This is a genomic window from Leifsonia sp. Leaf264, from assembly GCF_001422325.1.
Classification (GTDB): domain Bacteria; phylum Actinomycetota; class Actinomycetes; order Actinomycetales; family Microbacteriaceae; genus Orlajensenia.
Genome location: NZ_LMMR01000007.1, coordinates 349,552 through 372,497 on the forward strand (window position 1 = coordinate 349,552; position 22,946 = coordinate 372,497).

Below are 22,946 nucleotides of genomic sequence, written 5' to 3' on the forward strand. Positions count from 1 at the left end.
GCTGTAGCCGCTGTAGCCGCTGTGGCCGCTGTAGCTGCGGCTCCGTCCGCGCCATAGGGTGGAGCATGCTCATCGCCAGCCTGCTGCTCCTCGGCATCGCCGCCCTGATCCACGTGTACATCTTCGTGCTGGAGTCAGTGCGCTGGACCGCGCCGTCGACTCGCCGCACCTTCGGGACCACGGCCGAGACCGCCGAGATCACCAGGGGGCTCGCCTTCAACCAGGGCTTCTACAACCTGTTCCTGGCGATCATCCTCGCGATCGGCATCGGATTCCTCGCCGCAGGGTCGCTGGAGATCGGCGCTGCCCTCGCCTTCGCGAGCGCCGGCTCGATGGTGGCCGCGGCGCTCGTGCTCATCCTCTCGGACCACACGAAGGGGCGCGCGGCCGCCGTGCAGGCGACCGCGCCCCTCATCGGCCTGATCCTGCTGCTCGTCGCGGTGCTCGTCTAGGGAGCCGACCGCCCCGGTCGGCGTCTCGCCTCCGGCCACGGTCGACCTGGCAGTTTCGGTTGCCTGCCGCATCCGGCAGCCAGCCGAAACTGCGACGTCGAGGATCAACGACGCCACCCTCGCGTCAGCAGCTGCCGTTCGATGCGACGGATGAGGCCCGCCACGTCGACGAGATCGTCGGCGTTCACCCTGATCACCGTGTAGCCGAGCGACTCGATCTCGGCGATCCGCGTCATGTCCCGCCTCCACTGCGCCTTGTCGCGATGGTGATCGCCCTCGTACTCCAGCACGATCGGGTACTCGGCGAACAGCAGGTCGACGCGAGCGACGAAGCGTCCGTTCTCGTCGACGATGTCGACGTTCGCCAGTAGCGACGGAAGGCCGGCTGTCGTGAGGACAACGCGGAGAACGGACTCCGGCGGCGATTCCGATCGGTCGCTCAGCAGCGGCAACGCTCGCTCGAGCAGCGCGCGCCCACGCCGTCGCCCGAACGCGTCCACGGCGCCGGCCAGGACGGCCCGGGTGCACGTCGGACTTCGACGCCGGATCAGATGATCGCCGACAGCGACGAGGTCGGGGAGCTCGAGCATCGGCGAGAGATCGCACCAGGTGCGTGCGGCTGAGGTGAGCCGCACCGTTCCGATGCTGACGAGCTCGGCCCGATCGATGCTGATCTGGCGACCGCGGATGCCGTTCCGTCGCGGCGCGGCCCGAGGCGGTGTCACGGCGACGTCGAGGGCGGTCTCGACCTGGGCCGCCACGGCGTGCGGCAGCGGCATCCGCCACAGCAGCGCGGCGGTCGCACCGATCATGAACGCGCCCTCGGGCAGGATCCGCATCGCCAGTTCGCTGCGGGCGAGGAGATCGAGCTGGACCCGCGCCGGTATACGAGTGCCGTGGAAGGGCGAGACGAGGTCGCTCGGCCGCAGGCGGGCCCGCGACAATCCCTCCGTCGCCGCCTCCTTCACGGTGAAGCCGCGCCACTCGAAGGAGTTCGGAAGCGGTGAGGGCCGAGGCATGCGCCGAGTGTCGCAGCGGCACGGCGTGCGAGGGGAGCGCTGTCCACAGCGCGCCCCGACTTGGCAGTTTCGGCTGCCTCGAGAACAGCTCAGGCAGCCACAACTGCAAAGTCGAGGAACGGCGACGGGAGGCGGAGGAAGGCGGAGGGAGCGCCGCTCAGAGCAGGCCGAGCTCCATCGCGCGCGTCACGGCGCGGGTGCGATCGCTCACGGCGAGCTTCTCGAAGACGTGCAAGAGGTGCGTCTTCACCGTCGCCTCGCCGATGAACAGGGTCGCGGCGATCTGCGGATTGCTGTGGCCCGCCGCCACCAGCGTCAGCACCTGCACCTCCCGGGCCGAGAGCCGTGGTGCGGCTGCGGCATCCGGGGCCGTCGTTCCCGTGCGCACCCGCTGCACCAGCATGGCCGCGATGGTCGGGGCGAGCACGGTCTGGCCGCCGGCGACGGCGCGCACGCCCTCGATGATCTCGTCCTGGGGTGCCGCCTTCAGCAGGTAGCCGCTGGCTCCGGCCTCGATGGCGCCGATGATGTCGTCGTCGGTCTCGTAGGTCGTGAGCACCAGCACCCGTGTCGGGCTCCCGGATGCCGCCCCGTCGGCCAGGATGCCGGCCGTGGCCGTGACGCCGCCCACCCCCGGCATGCGCAGGTCCATGAGCACGAGGTCGGGTCGCAGCTCGGCGGTCAGTCGCCGGGCATCCTCGCCGCTCGAGGCCTCGCCGACGACCTCGATGTCGTCGGCTGCCGCGAGCAGGCCGACGATTCCGGAACGCACGATCGGGTGGTCGTCGGCGACGACGACCCGGATCACGGAGCGACTCCGGAGCGCCAGCTCGGAAGGCCCTGGTGCCGGCCATCGGATGCCGCGACGCCGGGGGCGGCATCCGTCGCCGGATCGGCGGCACCGTCACCGGCACCCTCAACGGCATCGGCCTGCACCGGCGGCACGGGCACCGTGATGGTGAGGGTCGTCCCACCGCCCGGGGTCTCGCCGACGGCGAGCCGCCCGCCGACCAGGCCGACGCGCTCGCGCATGCCGGCGAGGCCGAACCCGCCCGGGCCGGAGCCGCCGGGCCCCGAACTGCCGGACCCAGACCTGCCGGGCCCGGAGCCCGACCCGTCCCCGGACCCGGCCGAGAGTCCGGATCCGTCATCGCTGATGGTGAGCACGATGAGCCCGTCACCCTGCTCGACGCGCACAGTGGCCGTTGCAGCGCGGGCGTGCTTGCGCACGTTCGCGAGCCCCTCCTGGGTGCAGCGCAGCAGCACGACCTCGCGCTCGCGGTCGATGGCGCCGATGTCGACGGATGTCGTGACCTGCACGCCCGTCTCACGTTGGAAGCGGTCGGCGAGTCGCTCGAGCGCTTCGGCGAGGCTGGAGCCCGCCGGCATCGCCGCCATCGATGCGACGAGCGAGCGCGCCTCGGTCAGTGACTCACGGGCCAGCGCTTCGATCATCTCGACGCTCTCGACAGCCTTCTCCGACCCATCGAGCGCCGCCACCTCGCCGCGGGCGCGCTGCGCCACCATGACGAGCCCGGTGAGGCTCTGCGCGATGGTGTCGTGGATCTCGCGGGCCAGGCGCTCGCGTTCGCTGGCCACGCCGGACTCCCGCGACAGGGCTGCGAGCTCGCCCTGCGCGGCCTGCAGGTCGGCGAGCAGCTGCGCGCGTTCCTCGCCGTACTCGGCAATGCGCGTGATCCAGAGGCCGAGAGCGAGCGAGAACACGACCGAGAGTGCTGCGATCGCGATGCCGTTGGCGAGGCCGGCCATGCCGTAGCGGGCCGTGTAGCCGATGACGACGGCGGAGCCTATGAGCAGGTTGGCGAGGACGGCGCCCCTGGTGTTCGTGGCGATCGACCAGGCGAACGGATAGAGGAAGGTCTGCAGGATGGCGAACGACGGCTCGAAGGCCACGCCCACTGCGAGGATGACGGCGAACCCCACCACGGCGATGGTGTCGTGCGGGCTCGGCGGCGACATGATGCGCCACCGGCCGTAGCCGAAGTAGAACGCGAGGAACGCCGCGACGCAGGCCCAGTCGCCCCAGTCCGATGCGCCGAACGGGGGCACCATCGCCGTGATGGCCGCCACCACGAGGGCGACAGCCACGGCGGCAACGTCCCACCAGCGTCGATTCTGCACGGGTCTACTCTGTCACCAGCCTCGGCGCCAGGTCATGGGCCCACCCGGCTTCGGGTCAGGCATCCTTGCGGATCCAGCGGAAGGTGAGCCGGCTGAGCACGAGCCCGATGACGAGCCAGACGAGCAGGGCGATGGCCACGGCACCGAGGTCCCAGGATCCGCCCACCTCGAGGGCGGCGAAGTCGTCGGGCAAGAACACGGCCCGCATGCCCTGGGCCATCCACTTGAGCGGGAAGATGCTCGCTATGTTCTGCATCCACTCGGGCAGCAGGTAGAACTGCAGGTACACGCCCGAGATGAACTGCAGGATGAGCACGATCGGGATGACGACGGCCGTGGCGCTGCGGCCCGAGCGGGGCAGTGCCGAGAGGGCGATCCCGAGGAATGCCGAGGTGATGATGCCGAGCACGAACACCCAGGCGAAGGTCGCCCACTTGGACGGCTCGGTCGGCAGGGCGATTCCGAAGACGGTCCCGGCGACGAGCAGGAGGAGTGCGGCCTGCAGCACGCCGGTCACGAAGACCTGGCCGATCTTGCCGAGGAAGTAGCTCACCGGGGAGAGCGGGGTGCCGCCCAGCCGTTTCAGCGTGCCGTCGCCCTTCTCCCCGGCGATGTCGACGGCGAGGTTCTGCACCCCGGAGAGCAGCATGCCGGCAGCCAGCATGCCGGGCAGGTAGTAGGCCCCGACGCTGATGGACGTCGTGCCGGGGCCGGCGCTGACATCGCCGGACGAGCTGAACGCCGCCGTGAAGATGCCGAGCATGATGAGCGGGAACAGGAAGGTGAAGAACACCGCGTCGGGCGATCGGAAGTAGCCGACGGTCTCGTAGCGCACGCGGGAGGCGCCGAGGGCGACGAGGCTCATGCGTGCACCTCCTCATCCAGCTCATCCAGCTGCGCCTGGGACTCGGCGACGAGGCGCAGGTAGATGTCCTCGAGGCTCGGCCTGATGACCTCGAGCTCGGGCGGTTCATGACCGAACTCCGCACACAGAGCGGCGACGAGAGCGCCGGGCTCCGTGGTGCGCCGCTCGCGCAGGCCGTCGCGGTCGCGCCAGCGCACGCGCGGAATCCGGGCGTCATCGCCGCCGATCTCGTCGAGGCGTCCGATGTCGATGAGCTTGCCGCTCGCGATGACACCGGCACGGTCGCTGAGCTGGGCGGCCTCGTCGAGGTAGTGAGTGGTGAGCAGGATCGTCGTCCCCTCCGATTTCAGCTGACGGATGAGGGTCCAGAAGTCGCGCCTGGCCTCGGGGTCGAATCCCGTGGTCGGCTCGTCGAGGAACAGCAGCTCGGGGCGGCCGACGATGCCGAGGGCGACGTCGACCCGACGACGCTGTCCGCCCGAGAGTCTGGAGATGCGCGTCTTCGCCTTGTCCTGCAGGCCGACTGCGGCGATGACCTCGTCGACGCTGCGCGGGTTCGGGTAGAGGCCGGCGAAGTGGCGCAGCTGCTCGGAGACGGTCATGACGCCGGACTCACCACCCGACTGCAGCACGATGCCGAGCCTCGCCTTCCAGGCCAGGCCGCCCCTGCCCGGATCGACGCCGAGCACGCTCACCTCGCCGCCCGTGCGGTCGCGATAGCCCTCGAGGATCTCGATCGTCGTGGACTTGCCGGCGCCGTTGGGCCCGAGCAGCGCGAAGGTCTCGCCGCGATGGATGTCGAAGCTCACGCCGTCGACGGCGTGGTGCTGCCCGTAGTGCTTCCGCAGGTCGCGCACGCGCACGACGGCTTCAGGTTCGCTCATGCTCTCAGCGTGGCAGCGACTGCAGGCATCCGGCAGCCCCCCGACGGATGACCCGACGCATCCACCGACTGGTTGATGCACTCGCCCCCCCGGTGTCGCCGAGTCGCCCGCATTCGTCGGCATGAAGGGGTCGCGGTTCCGTCATTGCGACGAAGATGGGCGACTGGGCGACTGGGCGCGGCCCGGCCGGGGGAAGGGGCTAGCCGGTCGGCCGCGCGGACAGCGCAGCACGACGCCGCTCGAGGTATCGGCGCTCGGGGCCGGGCTGCGCCAGCGCGATGGCGGCGTCGTAGCGTTCGGCGGCGGCCTCCGTTCGGCGCAGTCGGCGCAGGAAATCGGCCTGGGCGGCCGGTAGTAGGTAGTAGCCGTCGAGGGCTCCGGATGCCGCCACACCGTCGACGGCAGCGAGCCCGGCCTCGGCGCCGTCGGCCATGCCCCGCGCTATGGCGGCGTTGAGCGCGACGATCGGCGACGCATCGGCGGCGGCCAGGCCGGCGTAGAGCGAGGCGATGCGCGCGTAGTCGGTGGCGTCGGCCGTCGGGGCCGTCGCATGGCAGGCCGCGATGCTGGCGAGCGCCTGGTAACGGTCCGGCACGGGTTCCAGCCTGTAGGAGGCGTCGAGGGCGTCGAGTCCGCGCCGGATCACAGCCGTGTCCCACTGAGTGCGGTCCTGGTCCTCGAGGGAGACGAGTTCGCCGTCGGCATCGGTGCGGCCGGCGCGGCGGGCGTGCTGCAGCAGCATCAGCGCGAGCAGCGCGTGCGCCGATGCCGAGCGCGGCAGCGACTCGGTGAGCACGACTCCCACCCGGATCGCCTCGACCGAGAGCGCCTCGTCGTGGGCGGCGTCATCCGTCAGCGTGTAGCCGGCGTTGAAGACGAGGTACAGCACCGCCAGGACCCCGGCGAGGCGCTCGTCGAGGAGCTCGGCCGGCGGCACGCGGTAGGGGATGCCGGCGTTCTGGATCTTGCGCTTCGCCCGCACCAGGCGCTGGGCCATCGTCGCCTCTGGCACCAGGAAGGCGCGGGCGATCTCGGGGGTCGTGAGTCCGGCGACGGTGCGCAGGGTCAGGGCCACGCGTGCCTCGATCGCGAGAGCCGGATGGCAGCAGGTGAAGATGAGGCGCAGGCGGTCGTCGTCGATGTCGTATCCCGAGTCGTACTCCCTGTCGGGCCGGTCGAGTTCGTCCATCATCGCCACCTCCCTCAGTTTCAGCGCCTCATTCGCGGAGCGACGGATGCGGTCGAGCGCGCCGTTCCGCGCCACCGTCGTGATCCACGCGCCGGGGTTGCGCGGAACGCCCTCCCTCGGCCAGCGTTCGATCGCCTTGGTGAAGGCGTCCTGCGCCGCATCCTCAGCCAGCGACCAGTCGCCGGTCACGCGGATGAGGCTCGCCACTATGCGCGACCACTCCTCGGCATGAGCGGCCGTGACCGCAGCCGTGACCGGGATCGCGGCCGCGACAGCATCCGTGACCGCATCCGTCACCGCATCCGGATCCGGGGAGCCGTGCGAGACAGCACCGTCGTCCCTCACTCGAGCGGGTCCCCGTTCGCCTGGGCCAGGGGGCGCAGTTCGATGCGTCCGAAGCGGGCCATCGAGTGGGTGCGGGCGATGCCGATGGCCTCGTCGAGGTCGGCGCACTCCAGCAGGGCGAAGCCGGCGATCCACTCCTTCGACTCCGTGAACGGGCCGTCGCTGATGATCAGCTCGCCGCCGCGCACCTTCAGCGTCGTGGCCTCGTCGGCCGGTCGCAGCCGGCGCTTGTCGAACAGCACGCCACGCCGCTCGAGGGCGGCGTCCCACTCCGCGTAGTCGTCCTCGGCGGCGACATAGGGTTCGGCATCCGGATCCACCACCACGAACATGGCGTACTGCATCAGGACTCCGAACCGAGCCCGAGGGTCCAGAACTCGCGCACCTCGATACGTCCGAAGCGGGCCATCGGATGCCGCCCGGCGATGGCGACGGCCTCGTCGAGGTCGGCGCACTCGATGATGTCGAAGCCGGCGATCCATTCCTTCGACTCGGTGAACGGGCCGTCGGTGACCAGCAGTTCGCCGTCACGCACGCGCACGGTCCTGGCATCCTGGGGCTCCCGCAGCCTGTCGCCGAGCACGCCGATCCCGCTTCCGTAGACCTCGCCCACCCACTGCTGGATGGTGTCGTGCTCGGCGTCGTAGGGCTCGGCCTCGGGGTCGGTCGCCACGAACAGCATGTATCGCATCTGGTTCTCCTGGTCTGTCGTCGTCATCGCGCGACTTCTCGTCACGCTACGTCAGTACGACGAACAGGGGAACGGTGGAATCGACAGCCAGCATCGAATCCTGCGTCCGATGGGTCAGAACGGCAGCAGGAGCATGACTCCGAGCGCGACCATCACGGCGGCGATCACGCCGTCGAGGATGCGCCAGGATCGCGGCGACCGCAGTACGCGGCCGAGGTGCCTGGCGCCGATGCCGAGCGCCGAGAACCAGATGACGCTGGCGGCCATGGCGCCGACGGCGAACCACCAGCGGTCGTCGGCGTAGCTGTTGGCCACGGATCCGAGCAGGAACAGGGTGTCGAGGTAGACGTGGGGGTTCAGCCAGGTGAGGGCGAGGGTGGTCGCGGCGACGGCGGTGACGGATGCCGCGACCCGCGGTGCGCGCGTGGCCGTGGCGACGCCGGCGGTCGGCGCCGAGCGTGTCTCGTCGCCCTCGTCAGCTGCGGCATCCGCCCCCTCCTCCGAGGCGTCGACGAGCCCGCCCTCGCCGCTCCACGCCCGCCGCGCCGCCAGGATGCCGTAGGTGATGAGGAAGGCGGCGCCGGCCCAGCGCACGACGACCACGAGCCACGGCACGTGCTGCAGCGCGGCGCCGATGCCACTGACGCCCACCGCTATGAGCACGGCATCGGAGAGGGCGCAGATCGCGATGACGACCAGCACGTGCTCGCGTCGCATGCCCTGCCGCAGCACGTAGAGGTTCTGCGCTCCGATGGCGATGATGAGCGAGAAGCCGACGCCGAGACCGGCGAGCAGGGGCACGAGGGGGAGCATGCTCACGACGTTACGGGCATCCGCATCATCAATCCAGCTCATCATTCTGACGGTGCATTAGCGTTGCTTCACATGGAGATCCCGCTCGATCTGGCCCGCACGCTCCTCGCCGTCGTCGACGCCGGCACCCTCGACGCCGCCGCCCGCGAGCTGCGCCTGACCCCGTCGGCCGTGAGCCAGCGGATCAAGGCCCTCGAGCAACGACTCGGCCGCGTGCTGCTGGTGCGGTCGAAGCCGGTCCGGGCGACGGATGCCGGAGCCGCCGTCGTGCGCCTCGCTCGCCAGACCGCCCTCCTCGAGCACGACGCCCTCGTCGCCGTGGGGCTCGAGGAGGAGCAGGCGACGCGGATGCCTCTCGCCGTGAACGCCGACAGCCTCGCCACGTGGATCCTGCCGGCCCTGGCCACGGTGGCGGCATCGGCCCCCGTGGTGTTCGACCTGCACCGCGAAGACCAGGACTACACCGCGGAACTGCTCGAGACCGGTGCCGTCATGGCGGCGGTCACCTCGCGGGAGGCGCCGGTGGCCGGCTGCACATCGAGCCGACTCGGGGCGATGCGCTACCTGGCCGTCGCCTCGCCGGAGTACCGCGATCGCTGGCTGCCGAGTCACGCCGGACCACCGGATGCCGCGCACTACGCTGCGGCTCCCAGCGTGTACTTCGACCGGCGCGACGACCTGCAGGCGCTGGCGCTGCGGGAGTACGGCGTGCTCACGGATCCGCCGCTGCACTACGTGCCGGCATCCGCCGACTTCGCCCGAGCCGTGTTCCTCGGCATGGGGTGGGGGATGCTGCCCGAGGCGCAGTGTGCCGGGGCACTCGCCGCCGGGGAGCTGGTGCGGCTGGAGCCGCACCGCTCCATCGACGTTCCGCTGTACTGGCAGCAGTGGAACCTGCGGTCCGAGCTGCTCTCGGCCGTCGCCGACGCCGTGGCGGATGCCGCCCGGGAGGCGCTGCGCCCCTGACGGAGCTCGAATGCAGGATGAGGCGCGACACGGCCGCATATCGCAGCCGTGGCGAGCCTCATCCTGCATCCGTGACCGCTGCGAGGCGGTGATGGCGTGGACGCGCAGCCGTGCAGGACGCGACGCGACCTGGCTGCGATCTCCCGCCTAGGAGGCGAGGACGTGCGTCGGCAGAGCGGCGGATGCCGTGCGCCTGCCGCGCCTCAGGAAGACGACGCCCAGCAGCACGAGCCAGACGCTCCACAGCACGTAGCCGATGAAGTTCGCCGCGTCGGTTCCCGGCACGTCGAAGGGGATGAGGTCGCCGGTGAGGATGAGGGCGGCGGACGCGAAACCGAGGGCGGCGAGCAGGCGGCCGATCACGGCGCTGCGGCGCAGCACGATGACCACCAGGACGGTCCAGGCGGCCGTGAACAGGTAGCCGAAGGTCTCGCCGATCATCTGGCCGAGAATCGTGTTGAGCGTCGTGAACCGAGCGGCGATGTCGAGCTGCTGCGATGCTGACGCCCCGTCCATCGCCGTCGCGAGGAACGGCACGATCAACGGCCAGCGCAGGAGGCCGACGACCTGCACGACGGCTGCTGTCACGCCGACGGATGTCGCAGCGATGCCGAGGCGGCTGGCCGGCACCTGCCGCGCGATGCGGATGGCGATGGGCGCCATCATGGCCGCACCGGCGGCGAGGAGGGTGAAGCCGGCACCGATGACGATCGGGTCGGCGGCGAAGCGCGCCAGCGCCTCGACCGCGGGCCGCTGCAGGATGTCGGGATAGTCGAACGCCGTGCCCAGGAGCGCGAACGCCGCGTTGACGACGACGGCGCTGATGATGAGCAGGAGCCCCGTCACTGTGGTCTTCTTCATGATGTCGAACCTATCTCTGTACGGTGTTCAGTAATGCGGATGCGCTAAGACTGCACGGTGTACAGTGATCTTGTCAAGAGGAGATTCTCGTGGGGCATGTGAAGCGACGGCCGGGCCCGGAGCGGGCTTTCACCGATGCGCAGGTCGTGACTGTCGCGCTGGAGCTGCTCGATGAGAGCGGGGCGGATGCCGTCTCCATCCGTCGCATCGCCGCGCGCATGGGCGTCGCGCCGAACGCGATCTACACCTACTTCCCCGACAAGGCCGCGCTGCTGCGCGCCGTCGTCGACAGGCTCATCGGCGAGAACGACACCGCTGTGCTCGGCTCGGGGGACCTGACCTGGCGCGAGCGCTTCCGTGCCGTCGCCCTCGACATCCGCAGCACCCTGCTGGCGCATCCGGGGTCCGCGGCACTGCTGATGAGCTCGCCGATCGACGGACCGAACTCCCTCGCTCTCGGCGAGGCCATGCTGGCGCTCCTCGGCGACGCGGGCCTGGCGCAGGACGACGCGGCGCGGGCGTCCTACGCGATCATCGTCTACGTGCTCGGCGCCGTCGCCCTCGAGGCTGCCGAGGTCGACCAGACCGCCCCGGTTCCGTCGGAGGACGAACGGATCTCCTCACGCCGCGCGAGCTTCGAGGCGGTGCCTGCCGAGTACTTCCCGCTGTCTGCGGCCAGCGCCGACATCATGGCGCGCTACATCGGCACGGAGCAGTTCATCTGGGGGCTCGACAGGCTGCTCGACGGCTTCGAGGCGCTGGCGTCGCCGAGGGCGTAGCCCGGTCGCTGGACCCATTTTCGGACCGAAGTCGGGACCACGCGTGCTGTACCCCAATTCGGGTGTGAAGTCCCCCATTTGGTCATCGGGCGTACCCCGAGATGCTTAGTATGCGTGTGCATACATGCCCGGGTTCGGGCATTCACGAACGAAGGACTGCCCCCGTGCCAACCCACCCCACATCGCGGCGTCGCGCCGCACGCTTCGGCGCCGCTGCCGTCGCCCTCATGCTCGCCGGAGGAGCCAGCCTCGTGGCATCGGTCTCCGCTGCGACGGCCGATGCCGGCCCCGTCTACGTCACCTCGATCGCACCGGACGAGAACGCGGACACCTACACCAGCTGGCACCGCGGCTCCGGCGGCGACTCCACGTACAGCCTCACCGTGAACGGCCTCAAGCTGCTCCCGGGCGTGCAGGGCACCCAGATCATCAACGGCCTGTCGACCCGCCTCGACAAGGCGGCATTCGAGTCCCTCCTCGCCGAGGGCATCAGCTGGACCTCGGAGGGCGACCAGGCCAACTTCCAGATCGCCATCCTCGACGGCGACGGCAGGTTCGCGACCATCGTCCCGATGGCCGGCGTCGCCGAGGACACCACGAACACCGTCGCGCTCGACGGCGACATCCAGTGGGCCTTCACGAAGAACATCAGCGGCGTTCCCCAATGGGAGAACCACGACCTCTCCTACCTCCTGGACAAGGCCCGCACCTACACCGTCATCGCCTACGGCGTGCAGGCCAACCCCGGCGAGTTCCCCACGGTCAGTGAGATCGACTGGGGCACCCAGGAGACCCACTTCGACGCGGCTCCGACCGCGCCCGTTCAGGTCAGCACGGTCGAGGGCACTGAGTCAGACTCGACCTACGACACCTGGCACCTCGGCTCCAACCCTGCGACGTCGAGCTTCGCGCTGACGGATGCCGGACTGCAGCTCAAGCCCGGCACCGCCGGCACGCAGGTCATCAAGGGCATCTACGCCGACAAGCTCGACGCCTCGCAGTTCGAGGCCGTTCTCGACCGCGGCATCAGCTGGACCGCCACCGGCGGCATCGCCAACTTCCAGATCGCGATCCTCGCCGACGGCAAGACCTTCGCCACCATCGTCCCGATGGCCGGAGTCGCCGAGGGCACCAACGTCGTCGGCCCCGCCGGTGTCGACACCTGGGCCTTCTCCAAGCCGATCGCCGGCATCCCCGCGTGGGAGGGCCACACCCTGGCCGAGATCCTGGCTGCTGCAGGCGACTACAAGGTCATCGCCTTCGGCGTTCAGGCCAACGTGGGCGACACCCCGACCGTGACGAGCATCACGTGGGGTCCGCAGGTCTACCGCTTCGACACCCCGGCCACGAGCACGCCGGAGCCGACGACTCCTCCGACGAGCACGCCGGAGCCGACGACTCCTCCGACGAGCACGCCGGAGCCGACGACTCCTCCGACGAGGCCGGAGCCGACGACCCCTCCGACGAGCACGCCCGACCCGACGGACGCGCCGACCGACGTTCCCGCCACCTCTGACGGGCTCGAGGACTTCCTCGGCGTCGACAGCCTCGACGACCTGAAGTCAGTGGATGCACCGCTCTCCCCGGGCGAGGACGCGACGGTCATCGTCGACGTCGACATCGACAAGAAGAAGGCCCCTGAAGGATCCGAGTTCGATGCCGGCATCTACTCGACCCGCACCGAGGTTCCGGGAACGTTCACCCTGGAAGGTGGTCGTGTCACCGTGCACATCCCCGCAGCGGTGGTCGATTCCCTCGGAGCCGGCACCCACACGCTGGTCCTGTCCCTCTCGAGCGACCCCAGCGTCAACACGGCCGTCCGGATCGAGGTGCAGGCTGCTGAAATCACCAGCGCCCAGCTCGCCTCCACCGGTGTGAACCCCGTCGTCCCCGGCGTCATCGGCGCACTGCTGATGATCCTCGGTGCCGGAGCTCTCGTGATGCGACGCCGCGTGCGCGCCTAGTATCCTCCGCTGGCATCAGGCCGCATCCGTCATCTCGACGGATGCGGCCTGCTGCATTCTCCGCGCGTGACGTGGCCTGCCGTGCCCGGGGCGTGCCGGGGCGGTGACTACGCGAACAGCCGCTGAAGGCGCTGCACGCCCTCGAGCAACGGCTCGTCGCCGAGGGCGTAGCTGAGGCGCAGGAAGCCGCTCGGCCCGAAGGCCTCGCCGGGAACCACGGCCACCTCGGCCTTCTCGAGGATGAGGTCGGCCAGCTCGAGCGAGGTCGTCGGCGTGACGCCGTGCCACTCGCGGCCGAGCAGGCCGGAGACGTCGGGGTAGACGTAGAAAGCTCCCTCGGGGGTCGGCGTGACGATGCCGGGGATCTTGTCGAGCTCGGCGACGATCGTCTTGCGTCGACGGTCGAAGGCCTGGCGCATCACCTCGACGGTGTCCTGCGGGCCGGTGAGGGCGGCGATCGCAGCGCGCTGCGAGATGTTCGACACGTTGCTCGACAGGTGCGACTGCAGGTTGGCGGCTCCCTTGATGGCGTCGACGGGGCCGACCATCCATCCCACACGCCATCCGGTCATGGCATAGGTCTTGGCGACGCCGTTCACCAGGATGGTGCGGTCGGCGAGGGCGGGAACGGCCTCCACGATGGAGACGGCCTTCACGCCGTCGTAGACCAGGTTCTGGTAGATCTCGTCGGTGATGACCCAGAGGCCGTTGGCCTCGGCCCACTCGCCGATGGCCTTCGTCTGCTCGGGGGAGTAGACGGCGCCGGTGGGGTTGGAGGGCGACACGAACAGCAACGCCTTGGTGCGCTCGGTGCGCGCGGCCTCGAGCTGCTCGACGGTGACGAGGTAGCCCTGCTCGCTTCCGGCGAAGACGTCGACCTGCACGCCGTCGGCGAGCTTGATGGCCTCGGGGTAGGTGGTCCAGTATGGCGTGGGGACCAGCACCTCGTCGCCCGGGTCGAGCAGGGTCTGGAACGCCTGGTAGACGGCCTGCTTGCCGCCGTTGGTGACGACGATCTGGCTGGGGGAGACCTCGAGTCCGGAGTCGCGCAGGGTCTTCGCGGCGATGGCCTCGCGCAGCTCGGGAAGGCCGGCGGCGGGGGTGTACCGGTAGTTCTTGGGGTCGTGCACGGCCGCGAGGGCCGCCTCGACGATGTGCGCCGGAGTCGCGAAGTCGGGCTCGCCCGCGGCGTAGCTGATCACCGGACGCCCGGCGGCCTGCAGGGCCTTCGCCTTGGCATCGACTTTGAGGGTCGCCGATTCGGCGATCGCGGAGATTTTGGAGGAGATTCGACGCTGTTCAGCCACGGTCCAATCCTAGCCACGGGCCTCGCCCGCGACGGCGGATGCCGCCGGTCAGAAGGTCTGCAGATAGGCCCATCGCCAGGACAGAGCGTGCAGTGCGCGTTCGTCGAGGGCTGGCTCGAGGAGCAGCATCCGTTCGGCGAAGACCGGGTAGAGGCTGCCATCGACCGCCTCGCTCCAGTCCGCTTCGACGGTGTCGGATGCCGCGACCACACGCCGCACCTCGGCGAGCAGAGCCTCGCCCGCCGAGCCCGGGGCGAGCGCCAGCGCAGCCTCGGCGTCTGCGGCCGGCGTGCGCTGCACTCCGTGCCCCGTGTACGCGACGATGCCGTCTGTGAGCCCGATCTGACAGCCCACCGAGCTACCTCCGAACGCCGTAGATACGACGCGCCTCCGCAATCTCGTTGTGGACGTACGAGTAGGCGTCCTCCAGCGAGCGGCCTAGGAAAGGGCGCCCGAGGGCAACCATGGCAAGGGAGTACCCACCTCGCCCATCGGGCTCGTAGATGACGAATTCACCCGCTGATCTCTCGACGACGTTGTACGGAGCTCCGGTAAGAGAATCCGGGTCGGCAGCCACGAAGATCTGATTGAGCGCTTGCGGCTCGGAGTACCCCAGCTTCGTCATCTTCTCGATGAATTCCTGCTTCGTCATCCAACGACCTCGTCGAACAGGTTGAAATACGCCAATCCCTCATCGGCGATGACACGTCGCACGTCGCTCGGGTTCGTCATCTGACCTCCTTGAGGATGCCCAGCGCTTCAAGCTGCCTCACCGGCACGGGCGTACCTCGTCTCTCTCGTGTCGTCCGACGTGACCGATCGGTGCGGTGCGACGGGGCGGCCCCGATCAGACGGGGGTGCTGGGCTGGTGCGACTCGTCGAAGGCCTCGAGGTACTTGTCGGTCAGGCGCAGTCGGCAGTACTCGTCTGCGAGACGGAAGTTGGCGAGGATCGATTCGCGGTCGGAGTCCAGCGTGAACTTCTTCCCGAGGAGAGCGACGCTGAACTTGTCCGTCGAGTACTCGTACCCCGCCGTCGATGTGCCGTGCGGTCCATCGACTCCGAACCGGAACGGGAAGGCGTCGTACAGCAGGCACGACACTGCAGGCGCATCGAAGATATAGGCGGCGTTCGAGGCCTTCTGGCCCCAGAAGTCATCGAACAGGTCGAAGAAGTCGTTGCTGTCCATCGCGGTCATCGTCTCCGGGGGTGTGCGGTCATGGTCGTGGGATCGAATCGGTAGCCGTGCTCGGTCAAGTACAAGAGCTCTTGACCCAGGAAGCCCTGGTCGTTCTGGGGATCGTGCGAGAAGTGGACAGGCTTGCCGTCGGCCATGGCCTCATCGAGGAAGCGCGTGTTGTAGACGTCGAACATCTCCTGGTTTGAGAGGCCCTGCTGGGCCTTGATCGCGTCCCAGTCCTTGCCGAGGTCGAAGTAGGTGTAGTCGCCGCCGGCTTGGTTGATGTAGCTGGACGGGCCGCCGTCGTCGTACTTGCCCAGCATCACCGAGTCTGCATCCGCGTTGTGCATGCTCCGATTGAAGGTGTCGGTCACGTCGGCGGAGTCGAGGTAGCGATCGGTACCGGGAACCCGGAACGGCGACGGATCGGGGGCCCCAGGAGAGCGAGGTACGCCGGGCAGGTCGGGGCTCTTGCTGCCGGGGAGGGCGGGGGTCTTGCTGCCGGGGAGCATCCGGCTGGCTGCGGCGTCGAACTTCTTGAAGAGGGTGGCGAGCTGGTCGATGAGCTTGGTGAGCTGCTTCGCAGACTCGAGGAGGCGGGTGACGGTCTTTCCGATGCGGGCGCTGAGGGAGGCGACGCGGCTGCTGGCCTGAGAGATGATCAGCGGGGTTGCCGCGCCCAGGGTGAGGACGAGGGTGGCCGCGTAGGAGACGACGGAGCCGACGATCTGGGCGATGGCGTCACGGGTGAGGTCGTGCACGATCTTGACGATGGTGGCGGCGATGTTCATCCCCACCCCGATGGCGTCGGCCCAACTGCCGGCGGCGCGGAGGTGCTCAGCGGTCTCCTGCTGGAAGCGACGGTAGGCGTCGATCGCGTCGCCCTCCGAGGCGTCGAGGTCGCCGAGCACGCGTACGAGGTTGTCACCGGATGCGGCCAGGGACGCTCCGATGTTGGCCCAGGTCGCGGCGAATCCTGCGACTTCTCCGGCGTCGCCGGTGAGGTCGTTCAGCCAGCCCTTGAGTGGCTCGAGGTGTTCCATCAGCCAGCCGAGGCCGGCCGCGATGAGGGATCCGAGCGGGTCGATGGCGGCGGCGACGGTGTCGGCGATGGCGGAGAACGCGGCGAGCCCTCCGGAGACCCAGTCGCCGGACTGGATGGCCTGCACCAGCGCTTCGCCGTCTTCGAGCAGGAACGTGCCCGAGAACGGGGTCGACATGTCGACCGGGCCGGCGACGAGGGCGTTCGCAGCCATCCTCAGCGAACCTGATCCACGGCGGACAGGAGGGGTTCGATCTCTTCGCGGATGTGGTTCTCGAGAGCCGTGAAGTCGGCTCCGACACCGCGGATCTCGCGCGCGCTGCGCTCGACGAGAGCACCGGCCGATCCGATCATGCTGCCTGCGACCCCCGTGATCATGGAGGCCGGTGCCACCAGGAAACCGCACATGAGTCCGAAGGCGCCCCCGCCCAGGTTCATGGAACCGGCGGCGTCCTTCGCGTTGCGCACGTCGGCGGCCACGCTGCCCACCCTCGTGGCGTGCTGCTGGATGCGGTCGAAGTCGATAGAGATGCGCTCGCTCATCGGTACCCCAGCGTCGTGTCGTCGGTGGCCGGCGGCATCCGTTCCTCGACCTCTGCTCGCAGGTGCGCCGTCACCTCGGACTCCTCGCCGAACGCGTCGGCCGCGATGGCCACGGCCTGGTCGCCCGCCTGTCGTTGGGCGGATGCCGCAGCCTTCAGCACGGCCTGCGACAGCGCCTCCGACCTGAGGCTCCGTGCGGCGGCATCGAACACGATGTCGGTGAGCCTGCCCGTGGCGTCGACCTCGACGCTCACCTCCCCTCCCGGGGATGTGGCGCGCGCACGCAGAGCGTCGACATCACGGCGCACGCCTTCGGCTCGCTCGGCTCGTTCCGCCGCTTCGGCGATCTGGGCGTTGACCCGCGCGATTGCCGCGTCGGGATCCCCCCAGATACTGCCCCCGCTGGCGCCGTCAGGATCGATGAACGTCATTCAGCGATGATAACCACGGTGACGGCATCCGTCGCGGTTTTACTCTCCCCGTCCGGTCGCGTACACTTGTCCGTGTTGTGAATTCAGCAAGATTCTCTGCGCCCTTTTTCGGGGTCGTTCGGGATTCGAGCGGGGCTCGCGATCTACGGCGTCCGACGGATGCCATAGGGCGGTGGCTCAATTGGTAGAGCAGCGGTCTCCAAAACCGCAGGTTGCAGGTTCAAGTCCTGTCCGCCCTGCAAGTCGGTGCTGACGTACCGGCCCACGAAAGGTGTAACTGAGGTGGCCCGAAAAGTTATCGACGAGCCGAGCGAAGATGTCGTCGCCAACGCCAAGCGCGACCGCGATTCCAAGCGCGGTCCGTTCGCCCGCATGGCGCTGTTCGTCCGCCAGGTCATCGGGGAACTGAAGAAGGTCGTCACCCCGACCCGCAAGGAACTGTTCAGCTACACGGGTGTCGTGCTGGTCTTCGTGGTCATCATGATGGCGCTCGTCTTCGCACTGGACTGGGTGTTCGCACTCGTGGTCGCCTACGTGTTCGGAACCCCTCAGTAACGAGCAGAAGAGTACGACGCAGCTGCCGCCGAGGCGGCACGGGTGGGTATCGCACGGATGCCCGCACACAACGTAAGGATTGAGACAAGTGGCTAAGACTGAGCACGACGACGTCGACTGGGCAACGGCTGCAGAGCAGTCGTCCGAGGACGACGAGGCGCAGGAGGGCAACACCCTCGCGCACGACGAGGACTCCGTGGAGGCCGCAGAGCACACCGCCATCCACATCGAGGACGACGCCGACAGCGTCGAGATCGACCTGGATGCCGCGCTCGACGCCATCGCCGACAGCAACGACCCCGAGGCTGACGCCGTCGTCGACGACGCCCTCGAGATCGACTCCGCCGACGAGGCCGAGGCCGCCCTGGAGGCGACCGAGGATGCCGCCGAGGTCTTCGCCGAGGAGGACGCCGCCGAGGCCGAGGCCGAGGCCGAGTCCGAGTCCGAGCCGACCGACGTCGACCCGTACGAGGAATTCCGCCAGGAGCTGCGCTTCCAGCCCGGCAAGTGGTACGTCATCCACTCCTACGCCGGCTTCGAGCGCCGCGTGAAGCAGAACATCGAGAACCGTCGCCAGTCGATGGCCATGGAGGACTACGTCTTCCAGGTCGAGGTTCCGATGGAGGACGTCGTCGAGATCAAGAACGGCCAGCGCAAGATGGTCACCCGCGTGCGCATCCCCGGCTACGTGCTCGTGCGCATGGACCTCAACGAGGACAGCTGGTCCGTCGTGCGTCACACGCCCGGCGTCACCGGCTTCGTCGGCAACTCGCACAACCCGACGCCGCTCCGCTTCGAGGAGGCCTTCGGCATGCTGAAGAGCCTCGTCCAGATCGTCGAGGCCCCTGCGGCCAAGGGCGGCTCGTCGCGCGGCGGTGCGACCCAGGCTCGCGTCATCGCGGCCGAGGTCGACTTCGAGATCGGCGAGACCATCACGATCAAGGAAGGCTCGTTCGCGGGCCTCCCCGGTTCGATCAGCGAGATCAAGCCCGAGAGCGGAAAGCTCACCGTGCTCGTCTCCCTGTTCGAGCGCGAGACCCCGGTCGAGCTCAGCTTCGATCAGGTCACCAAGCTCTAGGCAATTTCGCAGGGCGATCTCGATAGAATCGAAGGTCGCGTTCGCGCAGACAGATCACCGCCGTCCAGATCGGGCGCGCGGGAGAGTGCTCCGGCATGCGGAGTATTCGTTCAAGAAAGAGAGAAAACAATGGCACCGAAGAAGAAGGTCACTGGTCTGATCAAGCTTCAGATCAAGGCCGGCGCAGCCAACCCGGCCCCGCCCATCGGCCCGGCTCTGGGTCAGCACGGCGTGAACATCATGGAGTTCTGCAAGGCTTACAACGCGGCGACCGAGTCGCAGCGCGGCAATGTCGTCCCCGTCGAGATCACCGTCTACGAGGACCGCTCGTTCACGTTCATCCTGAAGACCCCGCCCGCCGCTGAGCTCATCAAGAAGGCCGCCGGCGTCGCCAAGGGTTCCGGAACCCCGCACACCGTCAAGGTCGCGAAGCTCTCGCAGGCCCAGGTGCGCGAGATCGCCGAGGCCAAGATGGTCGACCTGAACGCCAACGACCTCGACGCTGCGTCGAAGATCATCGCCGGCACCGCTCGCTCGATGGGCATCACGGTCGAGTAATCGACCTCCACAAGACATTTCGTGGCAGCGCCCGCCAGGCGCAGACGACCACACTCTCTCAAGGAGAAACAACATGGCACAGAAGTCAAAGGCCTACCGCGCCGCGGCCGAGAAGATCGAAGACGGCAAGTTCTACACCCCCACCGAGGCAGTGACGCTCGCTCGCGAGACCGGCTCCGCCAAGTTCAACTCGACCGTCGAGGTCGCGCTGAAGCTCGGTGTCGACCCGCGCAAGGCCGACCAGATGGTGCGCGGCACCGTCATCCTCCCGCACGGAACCGGCAAGACCGCCCGCGTCATCGTGTTCGCGACCGGTCCCGCCGCTGAGGCTGCCATCGCAGCCGGCGCTGACGAGGTCGGCGGCGCCGAGCTCATCCAGAAGGTCGCCGACGGCTACACCTCCTTCGACTCGGCGGTCTCGACCCCCGAGCTCATGGGCCAGGTCGGCCGTCTCGGAAAGGTGCTCGGCCCCCGCGGCCTCATGCCCAACCCGAAGACCGGAACCGTGACGCCGGACGTGGCCAAGGCCGTCTCCGACATCAAGGGCGGAAAGATCGAGTTCCGCGTCGACAAGCACGCCAACGTGCACTTCGTCGTGGGCAAGGCCGGCTTCACCGCCGAGCAGCTCGACGAGAACATCAAGACCGCTCTCGAGGAGATCGTCCGCCTCAAGCCGTCGAGCGCCAAGGGCCGCTACATCCAGAAGGGCGCCGTGTCGACCACGTTCGGCCCCGGCATCCCGCTGGACATCAACGCTCTGTAAGCATTCGCTGCTCGCAGCACAGAAGGGCCCGCCGGTTTCGGCGGGCCCTTTCTGCTTCCCTCCCGGATGCGGATCGGACTGTCGTACCCCACCGCTGCGCTGGCAGTATGGCCGCATGGGCGAGCTCGACGACTACCTGGCCACACTCGACGGGGCGGATCGCGACGTGCTGAGCGGCATCCGTGATCGCACCATCGAGATCGTCCCGGATGCCGAACAGGGCATGAGCTACGGCATGGCGGCGCTGCGCTACCGCGGGCGTCCGCTGATCAGCGTGCGCGCGACGGCGAAGCACCTGTCGGTCTTCCCGTTCAGCCCTGAGGTCGTCGATTCCGTCGCCGGCGCCCTCGCCGGGTACTCCCTGTCGAAGGGCACGATCCGCTTCAGCGCAGAGAAGCCGCTGCCGGACGACGTGGTGACGCGCATCGTCGTCGCCCGCCGCGATGAGATCGACGCTGCATTGGGCTGAGACCGCTGGTCTCTGAGCCCCCTGGAGGAGCGGGCACGACGTCCCGTTCGACGTGGTCGAAGCGGTTCTCGTGCCCCTGTCAATCCCCTGCGGGCTGATGCCTCGACTGGGTAGCGTCGATGGTGAGAGACGGCATCCGTCTCACGAGAGGAGGTCGACATGAGCGACCCCACGACAGCGGACGAGCCCGACGTGCTCGAGCAGCCCGACGAGACCGTGAACGCCGACGGGACGGCACAGCCCGGCAGGTCCGAGAAGGAACCCGTCGAGGCCGACTGGCGCCAGACCGAGCCCGATGACACCCTCGGGCTCACGGCCAAGGACGGCGACCCGATGGACGAGACCACCCCGGTCGACAACCTCGAATAGACGTCCGGACGGTCCGCCATCCCGTCGGTCCGTCCGGTCGCTGGAGCGCCCGAGCACTCCGGCATGATGCCCCCGACAGTTCAGGGTCGGGGGCATCACCTTGTCTGGATCGGGCTGACCTCAGCGCACTGCGGTGCCGTGCGCCCGCAGCTTCTCCGCCACCACGATCGCATCGCCGGCTGGAGCCGTCGACTTGCGGTCGGGGCGGGCGATGAACAGGTAGAGCAGGCCGGTGATCAGCACCACGCCCAGGCCGATGAGCACGACGTAGTCGGTGAAGAAGTCCCCGGAGGTTCCCGGGATGGCCAGCAGGACCATGGCGAAGATGCCGTAGGCCAGCGCCACGATGTTCACCACGAAGCCGAACCCGCCGAGGGAGAACGGACCGGCCGGCCTCCAGCCCTTGAACCGCTGCCTGAGGGCGGCGAGCACGACCATCTGGAACGCGACGTAGATGCCGAGCACGGCGAACGACGTGACCGGGACGAGCAGGTCGGCGTTGATCCACACCAGCACCGCGATGAGAGCCGGGATGGTGCAGGCGACGATGAGCGCGTTCGTGGGCACCTTGGCACCGGCCGAGACCTTCGAGAGCCAGGCGTGCCCGGGGATCATGCCGTCGCGGGCGAAGGAGAACAGCAACCGGCTGGCCGCCGCCTGCAGGCTGAGCACGCAGGACAGGAACGCGGTGATGGCGATCACGAGGAAGATCTTCGCTCCCACGACGCCGAGGGAGGCCTCGAGGATGCCGGGGATGGGGTCGGCATCCTCTCCGGAGACGATCGATGCCAGGTCGGGTGCCGCGAGAACGTAGCCGCCGAAGGCGAACAGCGCCGAGACCCCGCCGACCAGGATGGTCATGATCATCGCCACCGGGATGCGCTTGGCCGGGTTCTCGACCTCCTCGGCCACGTCGCCGCAGGCCTCGAAGCCGTAGAACAGGAACAGGCCGGCGAGGGCGGCACCGAGGAACGCCGCTCCGTAGCTGCCGTCTCCCTCGACCCCCATGGTGTCGAAGAACACTCCGAAGTCCTGGTGGCGCTGGAAGATGAGCAGGTAGAGGCCGACGCCGATCACGCCGATGAGCTCGGCGGCGAGGCCGATGCGTGCGACGCGGGCGAGGGACTTGGTGCCCGTGAAGTTGATCGCGAGAGCCACGATGAGGAACGCGAGGGTGATCAGCAGGGTCGAGGTCGGGTTCGACTCGATGCCGAACAGGCTGGCCGCGAACCCGGAGCCGAACTCAGCGACCGCGGTGATCGTCACGATCATCGCCCAGATGTAGACCCACGCCGCCATCCAGGCGTAGCGCCGGCCCCAGAGCCTGCGCGTCCACGGGTAGATGCCGCCGTGGATGGGGTACTGCGAAACCACCTCGCCGAACACCAGCGACACGAGCAGCTGGCCCGTTCCCACGATGATGATCCACCAGATGGACGGCGGACCGCCGACGCTCAGTGCCAGCGCGAACAGCGAGTAGACGCCGACCAGGGGCGAGAGGTACGTGAAGCCGAGGGCGAAGTTCGCCCACAGTGACATCGACCGGTTGAAGGAGTCCTCGTAGCCGAGCACGTTGAGGTGCTCCTGGTCGGTGATCGCCTCGCGCGGTTGCGGTTCTACTGACATCGTGACCTTTCGGTGAAAGCCGAGAGGAGCCGCGGATGCCACCGGCATCCGTCAC

Annotated in this window: 28 protein-coding genes and 1 tRNA gene; 11 read left to right on the plus strand and 18 right to left on the minus strand. The window is 68.7% G+C overall.

Going from position 1 to position 22,946, the window contains the following annotated elements; genetic code table 11:
• Positions 1 to 65 precede the first annotated feature (65 nt).
• Positions 66 to 452, plus strand: coding sequence for a DUF1304 domain-containing protein (locus tag ASF30_RS17385; protein ID WP_055909605.1), 387 nt, complete (start codon positions 66 to 68; stop codon positions 450 to 452).
• A 104-nt stretch (positions 453 to 556) separates the two neighbouring features.
• Here ASF30_RS17385 and ASF30_RS17390 read toward each other — a convergent pair whose 3' ends face one another.
• The 9 genes from ASF30_RS17390 to ASF30_RS17430 all read right to left on the minus strand — a co-directional run bounded on the left by ASF30_RS17390 (position 557) and on the right by ASF30_RS17430 (position 8,442).
• The gene (locus tag ASF30_RS17390; RefSeq protein WP_055909608.1) at positions 557 to 1,471 is read right to left on the minus strand and encodes an endonuclease domain-containing protein; all 915 of its coding nucleotides are present in this window, start codon (positions 1,469 to 1,471) and stop codon (positions 557 to 559) included.
• Positions 1,472 to 1,628: 157 nt separating this feature from the next.
• Positions 1,629 to 2,279, minus strand: a complete 651-nt coding sequence (locus ASF30_RS17395; RefSeq protein WP_055909611.1) for a response regulator — start codon at positions 2,277 to 2,279, stop codon at positions 1,629 to 1,631.
• Positions 2,276 to 3,613 carry a sensor histidine kinase gene (locus ASF30_RS17400; protein WP_055909614.1) on the minus strand — a complete coding sequence of 446 codons (1,338 nt, stop codon included), beginning with the start codon at positions 3,611 to 3,613 and terminating at the stop codon, positions 2,276 to 2,278. The genes ASF30_RS17395 and ASF30_RS17400 overlap by 4 nt, the downstream gene beginning before the upstream one ends.
• 55 nt (positions 3,614 to 3,668) lie before the next feature.
• The gene (locus tag ASF30_RS17405; protein ID WP_055909615.1) at positions 3,669 to 4,478 is read right to left on the minus strand and encodes an ABC transporter permease; all 810 of its coding nucleotides are present in this window, start codon (positions 4,476 to 4,478) and stop codon (positions 3,669 to 3,671) included.
• Positions 4,475 to 5,362 (minus strand): ABC transporter ATP-binding protein, encoded by an 888-nt coding sequence (locus tag ASF30_RS17410; RefSeq protein WP_055909617.1) that lies wholly within the window; start codon positions 5,360 to 5,362, stop codon positions 4,475 to 4,477. Before ASF30_RS17410 ends, ASF30_RS17405 begins: the two co-directional genes overlap by 4 nt.
• 199 nt (positions 5,363 to 5,561) lie before the next feature.
• Positions 5,562 to 6,896 (minus strand): RNA polymerase sigma factor, encoded by a 1,335-nt coding sequence (locus ASF30_RS17415; RefSeq protein WP_235480378.1) that lies wholly within the window; start codon positions 6,894 to 6,896, stop codon positions 5,562 to 5,564.
• The gene (locus ASF30_RS17420; protein WP_055909619.1) at positions 6,893 to 7,240 is read right to left on the minus strand and encodes a YciI family protein; all 348 of its coding nucleotides are present in this window, start codon (positions 7,238 to 7,240) and stop codon (positions 6,893 to 6,895) included. Before ASF30_RS17420 ends, ASF30_RS17415 begins: the two co-directional genes overlap by 4 nt.
• On the minus strand, positions 7,240 to 7,614 hold the full coding sequence (locus tag ASF30_RS17425; protein WP_327063149.1) for a YciI family protein: 375 nt from the start codon (positions 7,612 to 7,614) through the stop codon (positions 7,240 to 7,242). Before ASF30_RS17425 ends, ASF30_RS17420 begins: the two co-directional genes overlap by 1 nt.
• Positions 7,615 to 7,701: 87 nt before the next feature.
• On the minus strand, positions 7,702 to 8,442 hold the full coding sequence (locus ASF30_RS17430) for a LysE/ArgO family amino acid transporter (protein ID WP_082468100.1): 741 nt from the start codon (positions 8,440 to 8,442) through the stop codon (positions 7,702 to 7,704).
• A gap of 30 nt (positions 8,443 to 8,472) precedes the next feature.
• On the opposite strand from ASF30_RS17430, the gene ASF30_RS17435 reads away from it, so the two are divergent.
• Positions 8,473 to 9,366, plus strand: a complete 894-nt coding sequence (locus ASF30_RS17435) for a LysR family transcriptional regulator ArgP (RefSeq protein ID WP_055909624.1) — start codon at positions 8,473 to 8,475, stop codon at positions 9,364 to 9,366.
• A gap of 147 nt (positions 9,367 to 9,513) precedes the next feature.
• Here the strand turns inward: ASF30_RS17435 and ASF30_RS17440 are convergent, their stop codons facing one another.
• On the minus strand, positions 9,514 to 10,227 hold the full coding sequence (locus ASF30_RS17440; protein WP_055909627.1) for a DUF4386 domain-containing protein: 714 nt from the start codon (positions 10,225 to 10,227) through the stop codon (positions 9,514 to 9,516).
• Between the two features lie 89 nt (positions 10,228 to 10,316).
• Here ASF30_RS17440 and ASF30_RS17445 point away from each other — a divergent pair, with 89 nt between their 5' ends.
• Complete coding sequence (locus ASF30_RS17445) at positions 10,317 to 11,006, plus strand: TetR/AcrR family transcriptional regulator (RefSeq protein ID WP_055909630.1); 690 nt, start codon at positions 10,317 to 10,319, stop codon at positions 11,004 to 11,006.
• A 164-nt stretch (positions 11,007 to 11,170) separates the two neighbouring features.
• Entirely contained in the window at positions 11,171 to 12,970 is a 1,800-nt protein-coding gene (locus tag ASF30_RS23230; protein ID WP_055909633.1) for a hypothetical protein, read from the plus strand.
• 107 nt (positions 12,971 to 13,077) lie between these two features.
• On the opposite strand, the gene ASF30_RS17455 is transcribed toward ASF30_RS23230, so the two are convergent.
• The 7 genes from ASF30_RS17455 to ASF30_RS17485 all read right to left on the minus strand — a co-directional run bounded on the left by ASF30_RS17455 (position 13,078) and on the right by ASF30_RS17485 (position 17,473).
• On the minus strand, positions 13,078 to 14,277 hold the full coding sequence (locus tag ASF30_RS17455; RefSeq protein WP_055909635.1) for a pyridoxal phosphate-dependent aminotransferase: 1,200 nt from the start codon (positions 14,275 to 14,277) through the stop codon (positions 13,078 to 13,080).
• Between the two features lie 48 nt (positions 14,278 to 14,325).
• Complete coding sequence (locus tag ASF30_RS17460) at positions 14,326 to 14,631, minus strand: hypothetical protein (RefSeq protein WP_055909638.1); 306 nt, start codon at positions 14,629 to 14,631, stop codon at positions 14,326 to 14,328.
• A 4-nt stretch (positions 14,632 to 14,635) separates the two neighbouring features.
• Complete coding sequence (locus tag ASF30_RS17465) at positions 14,636 to 14,929, minus strand: hypothetical protein (RefSeq protein ID WP_055909641.1); 294 nt, start codon at positions 14,927 to 14,929, stop codon at positions 14,636 to 14,638.
• A gap of 195 nt (positions 14,930 to 15,124) precedes the next feature.
• Positions 15,125 to 15,466, minus strand: coding sequence for a hypothetical protein (locus ASF30_RS17470; protein WP_055909644.1), 342 nt, complete (start codon positions 15,464 to 15,466; stop codon positions 15,125 to 15,127).
• 5 nt (positions 15,467 to 15,471) lie between these two features.
• Positions 15,472 to 16,713: a hypothetical protein gene (locus tag ASF30_RS17475; protein ID WP_055909646.1), complete on the minus strand. Its 1,242-nt coding sequence runs from the start codon at positions 16,711 to 16,713 to the stop codon at positions 15,472 to 15,474.
• A gap of 2 nt (positions 16,714 to 16,715) precedes the next feature.
• Positions 16,716 to 17,042, minus strand: a complete 327-nt coding sequence (locus ASF30_RS17480; RefSeq protein WP_055909649.1) for a hypothetical protein — start codon at positions 17,040 to 17,042, stop codon at positions 16,716 to 16,718.
• Positions 17,039 to 17,473 carry a YbaB/EbfC family nucleoid-associated protein gene (locus tag ASF30_RS17485; protein WP_055909652.1) on the minus strand — a complete coding sequence of 145 codons (435 nt, stop codon included), beginning with the start codon at positions 17,471 to 17,473 and terminating at the stop codon, positions 17,039 to 17,041. Before ASF30_RS17485 ends, ASF30_RS17480 begins: the two co-directional genes overlap by 4 nt.
• 166 nt (positions 17,474 to 17,639) lie before the next feature.
• On the opposite strand from ASF30_RS17485, the gene ASF30_RS17490 reads away from it, so the two are divergent.
• The 7 genes from ASF30_RS17490 (at position 17,640) to ASF30_RS17520 (ending at position 21,265) form a co-directional block, all read left to right on the plus strand.
• A tRNA-Trp gene (locus tag ASF30_RS17490) sits at positions 17,640 to 17,712 on the plus strand.
• A gap of 43 nt (positions 17,713 to 17,755) precedes the next feature.
• On the plus strand, positions 17,756 to 18,028 hold the full coding sequence (gene secE / locus ASF30_RS17495) for a preprotein translocase subunit SecE (protein ID WP_055909657.1): 273 nt from the start codon (positions 17,756 to 17,758) through the stop codon (positions 18,026 to 18,028).
• A gap of 88 nt (positions 18,029 to 18,116) precedes the next feature.
• On the plus strand, positions 18,117 to 19,106 hold the full coding sequence (gene nusG / locus ASF30_RS17500) for a transcription termination/antitermination protein NusG (RefSeq protein ID WP_055909659.1): 990 nt from the start codon (positions 18,117 to 18,119) through the stop codon (positions 19,104 to 19,106).
• A gap of 129 nt (positions 19,107 to 19,235) precedes the next feature.
• Entirely contained in the window at positions 19,236 to 19,664 is a 429-nt protein-coding gene (rplK, locus tag ASF30_RS17505; protein ID WP_055909661.1) for a 50S ribosomal protein L11, read from the plus strand.
• Positions 19,665 to 19,737: 73 nt separating this feature from the next.
• Entirely contained in the window at positions 19,738 to 20,427 is a 690-nt protein-coding gene (gene rplA, locus ASF30_RS17510) for a 50S ribosomal protein L1 (protein ID WP_055824575.1), read from the plus strand.
• Between the two features lie 115 nt (positions 20,428 to 20,542).
• Entirely contained in the window at positions 20,543 to 20,896 is a 354-nt protein-coding gene (locus tag ASF30_RS17515) for an iron chaperone (protein WP_055909664.1), read from the plus strand.
• 159 nt (positions 20,897 to 21,055) lie between these two features.
• Complete coding sequence (locus tag ASF30_RS17520) at positions 21,056 to 21,265, plus strand: hypothetical protein (RefSeq protein WP_055909667.1); 210 nt, start codon at positions 21,056 to 21,058, stop codon at positions 21,263 to 21,265.
• A gap of 120 nt (positions 21,266 to 21,385) precedes the next feature.
• Here the strand turns inward: ASF30_RS17520 and ASF30_RS17525 are convergent, their stop codons facing one another.
• On the minus strand, positions 21,386 to 22,891 hold the full coding sequence (locus ASF30_RS17525) for an APC family permease (protein ID WP_055909670.1): 1,506 nt from the start codon (positions 22,889 to 22,891) through the stop codon (positions 21,386 to 21,388).
• Positions 22,892 to 22,946 lie beyond the last annotated feature (55 nt).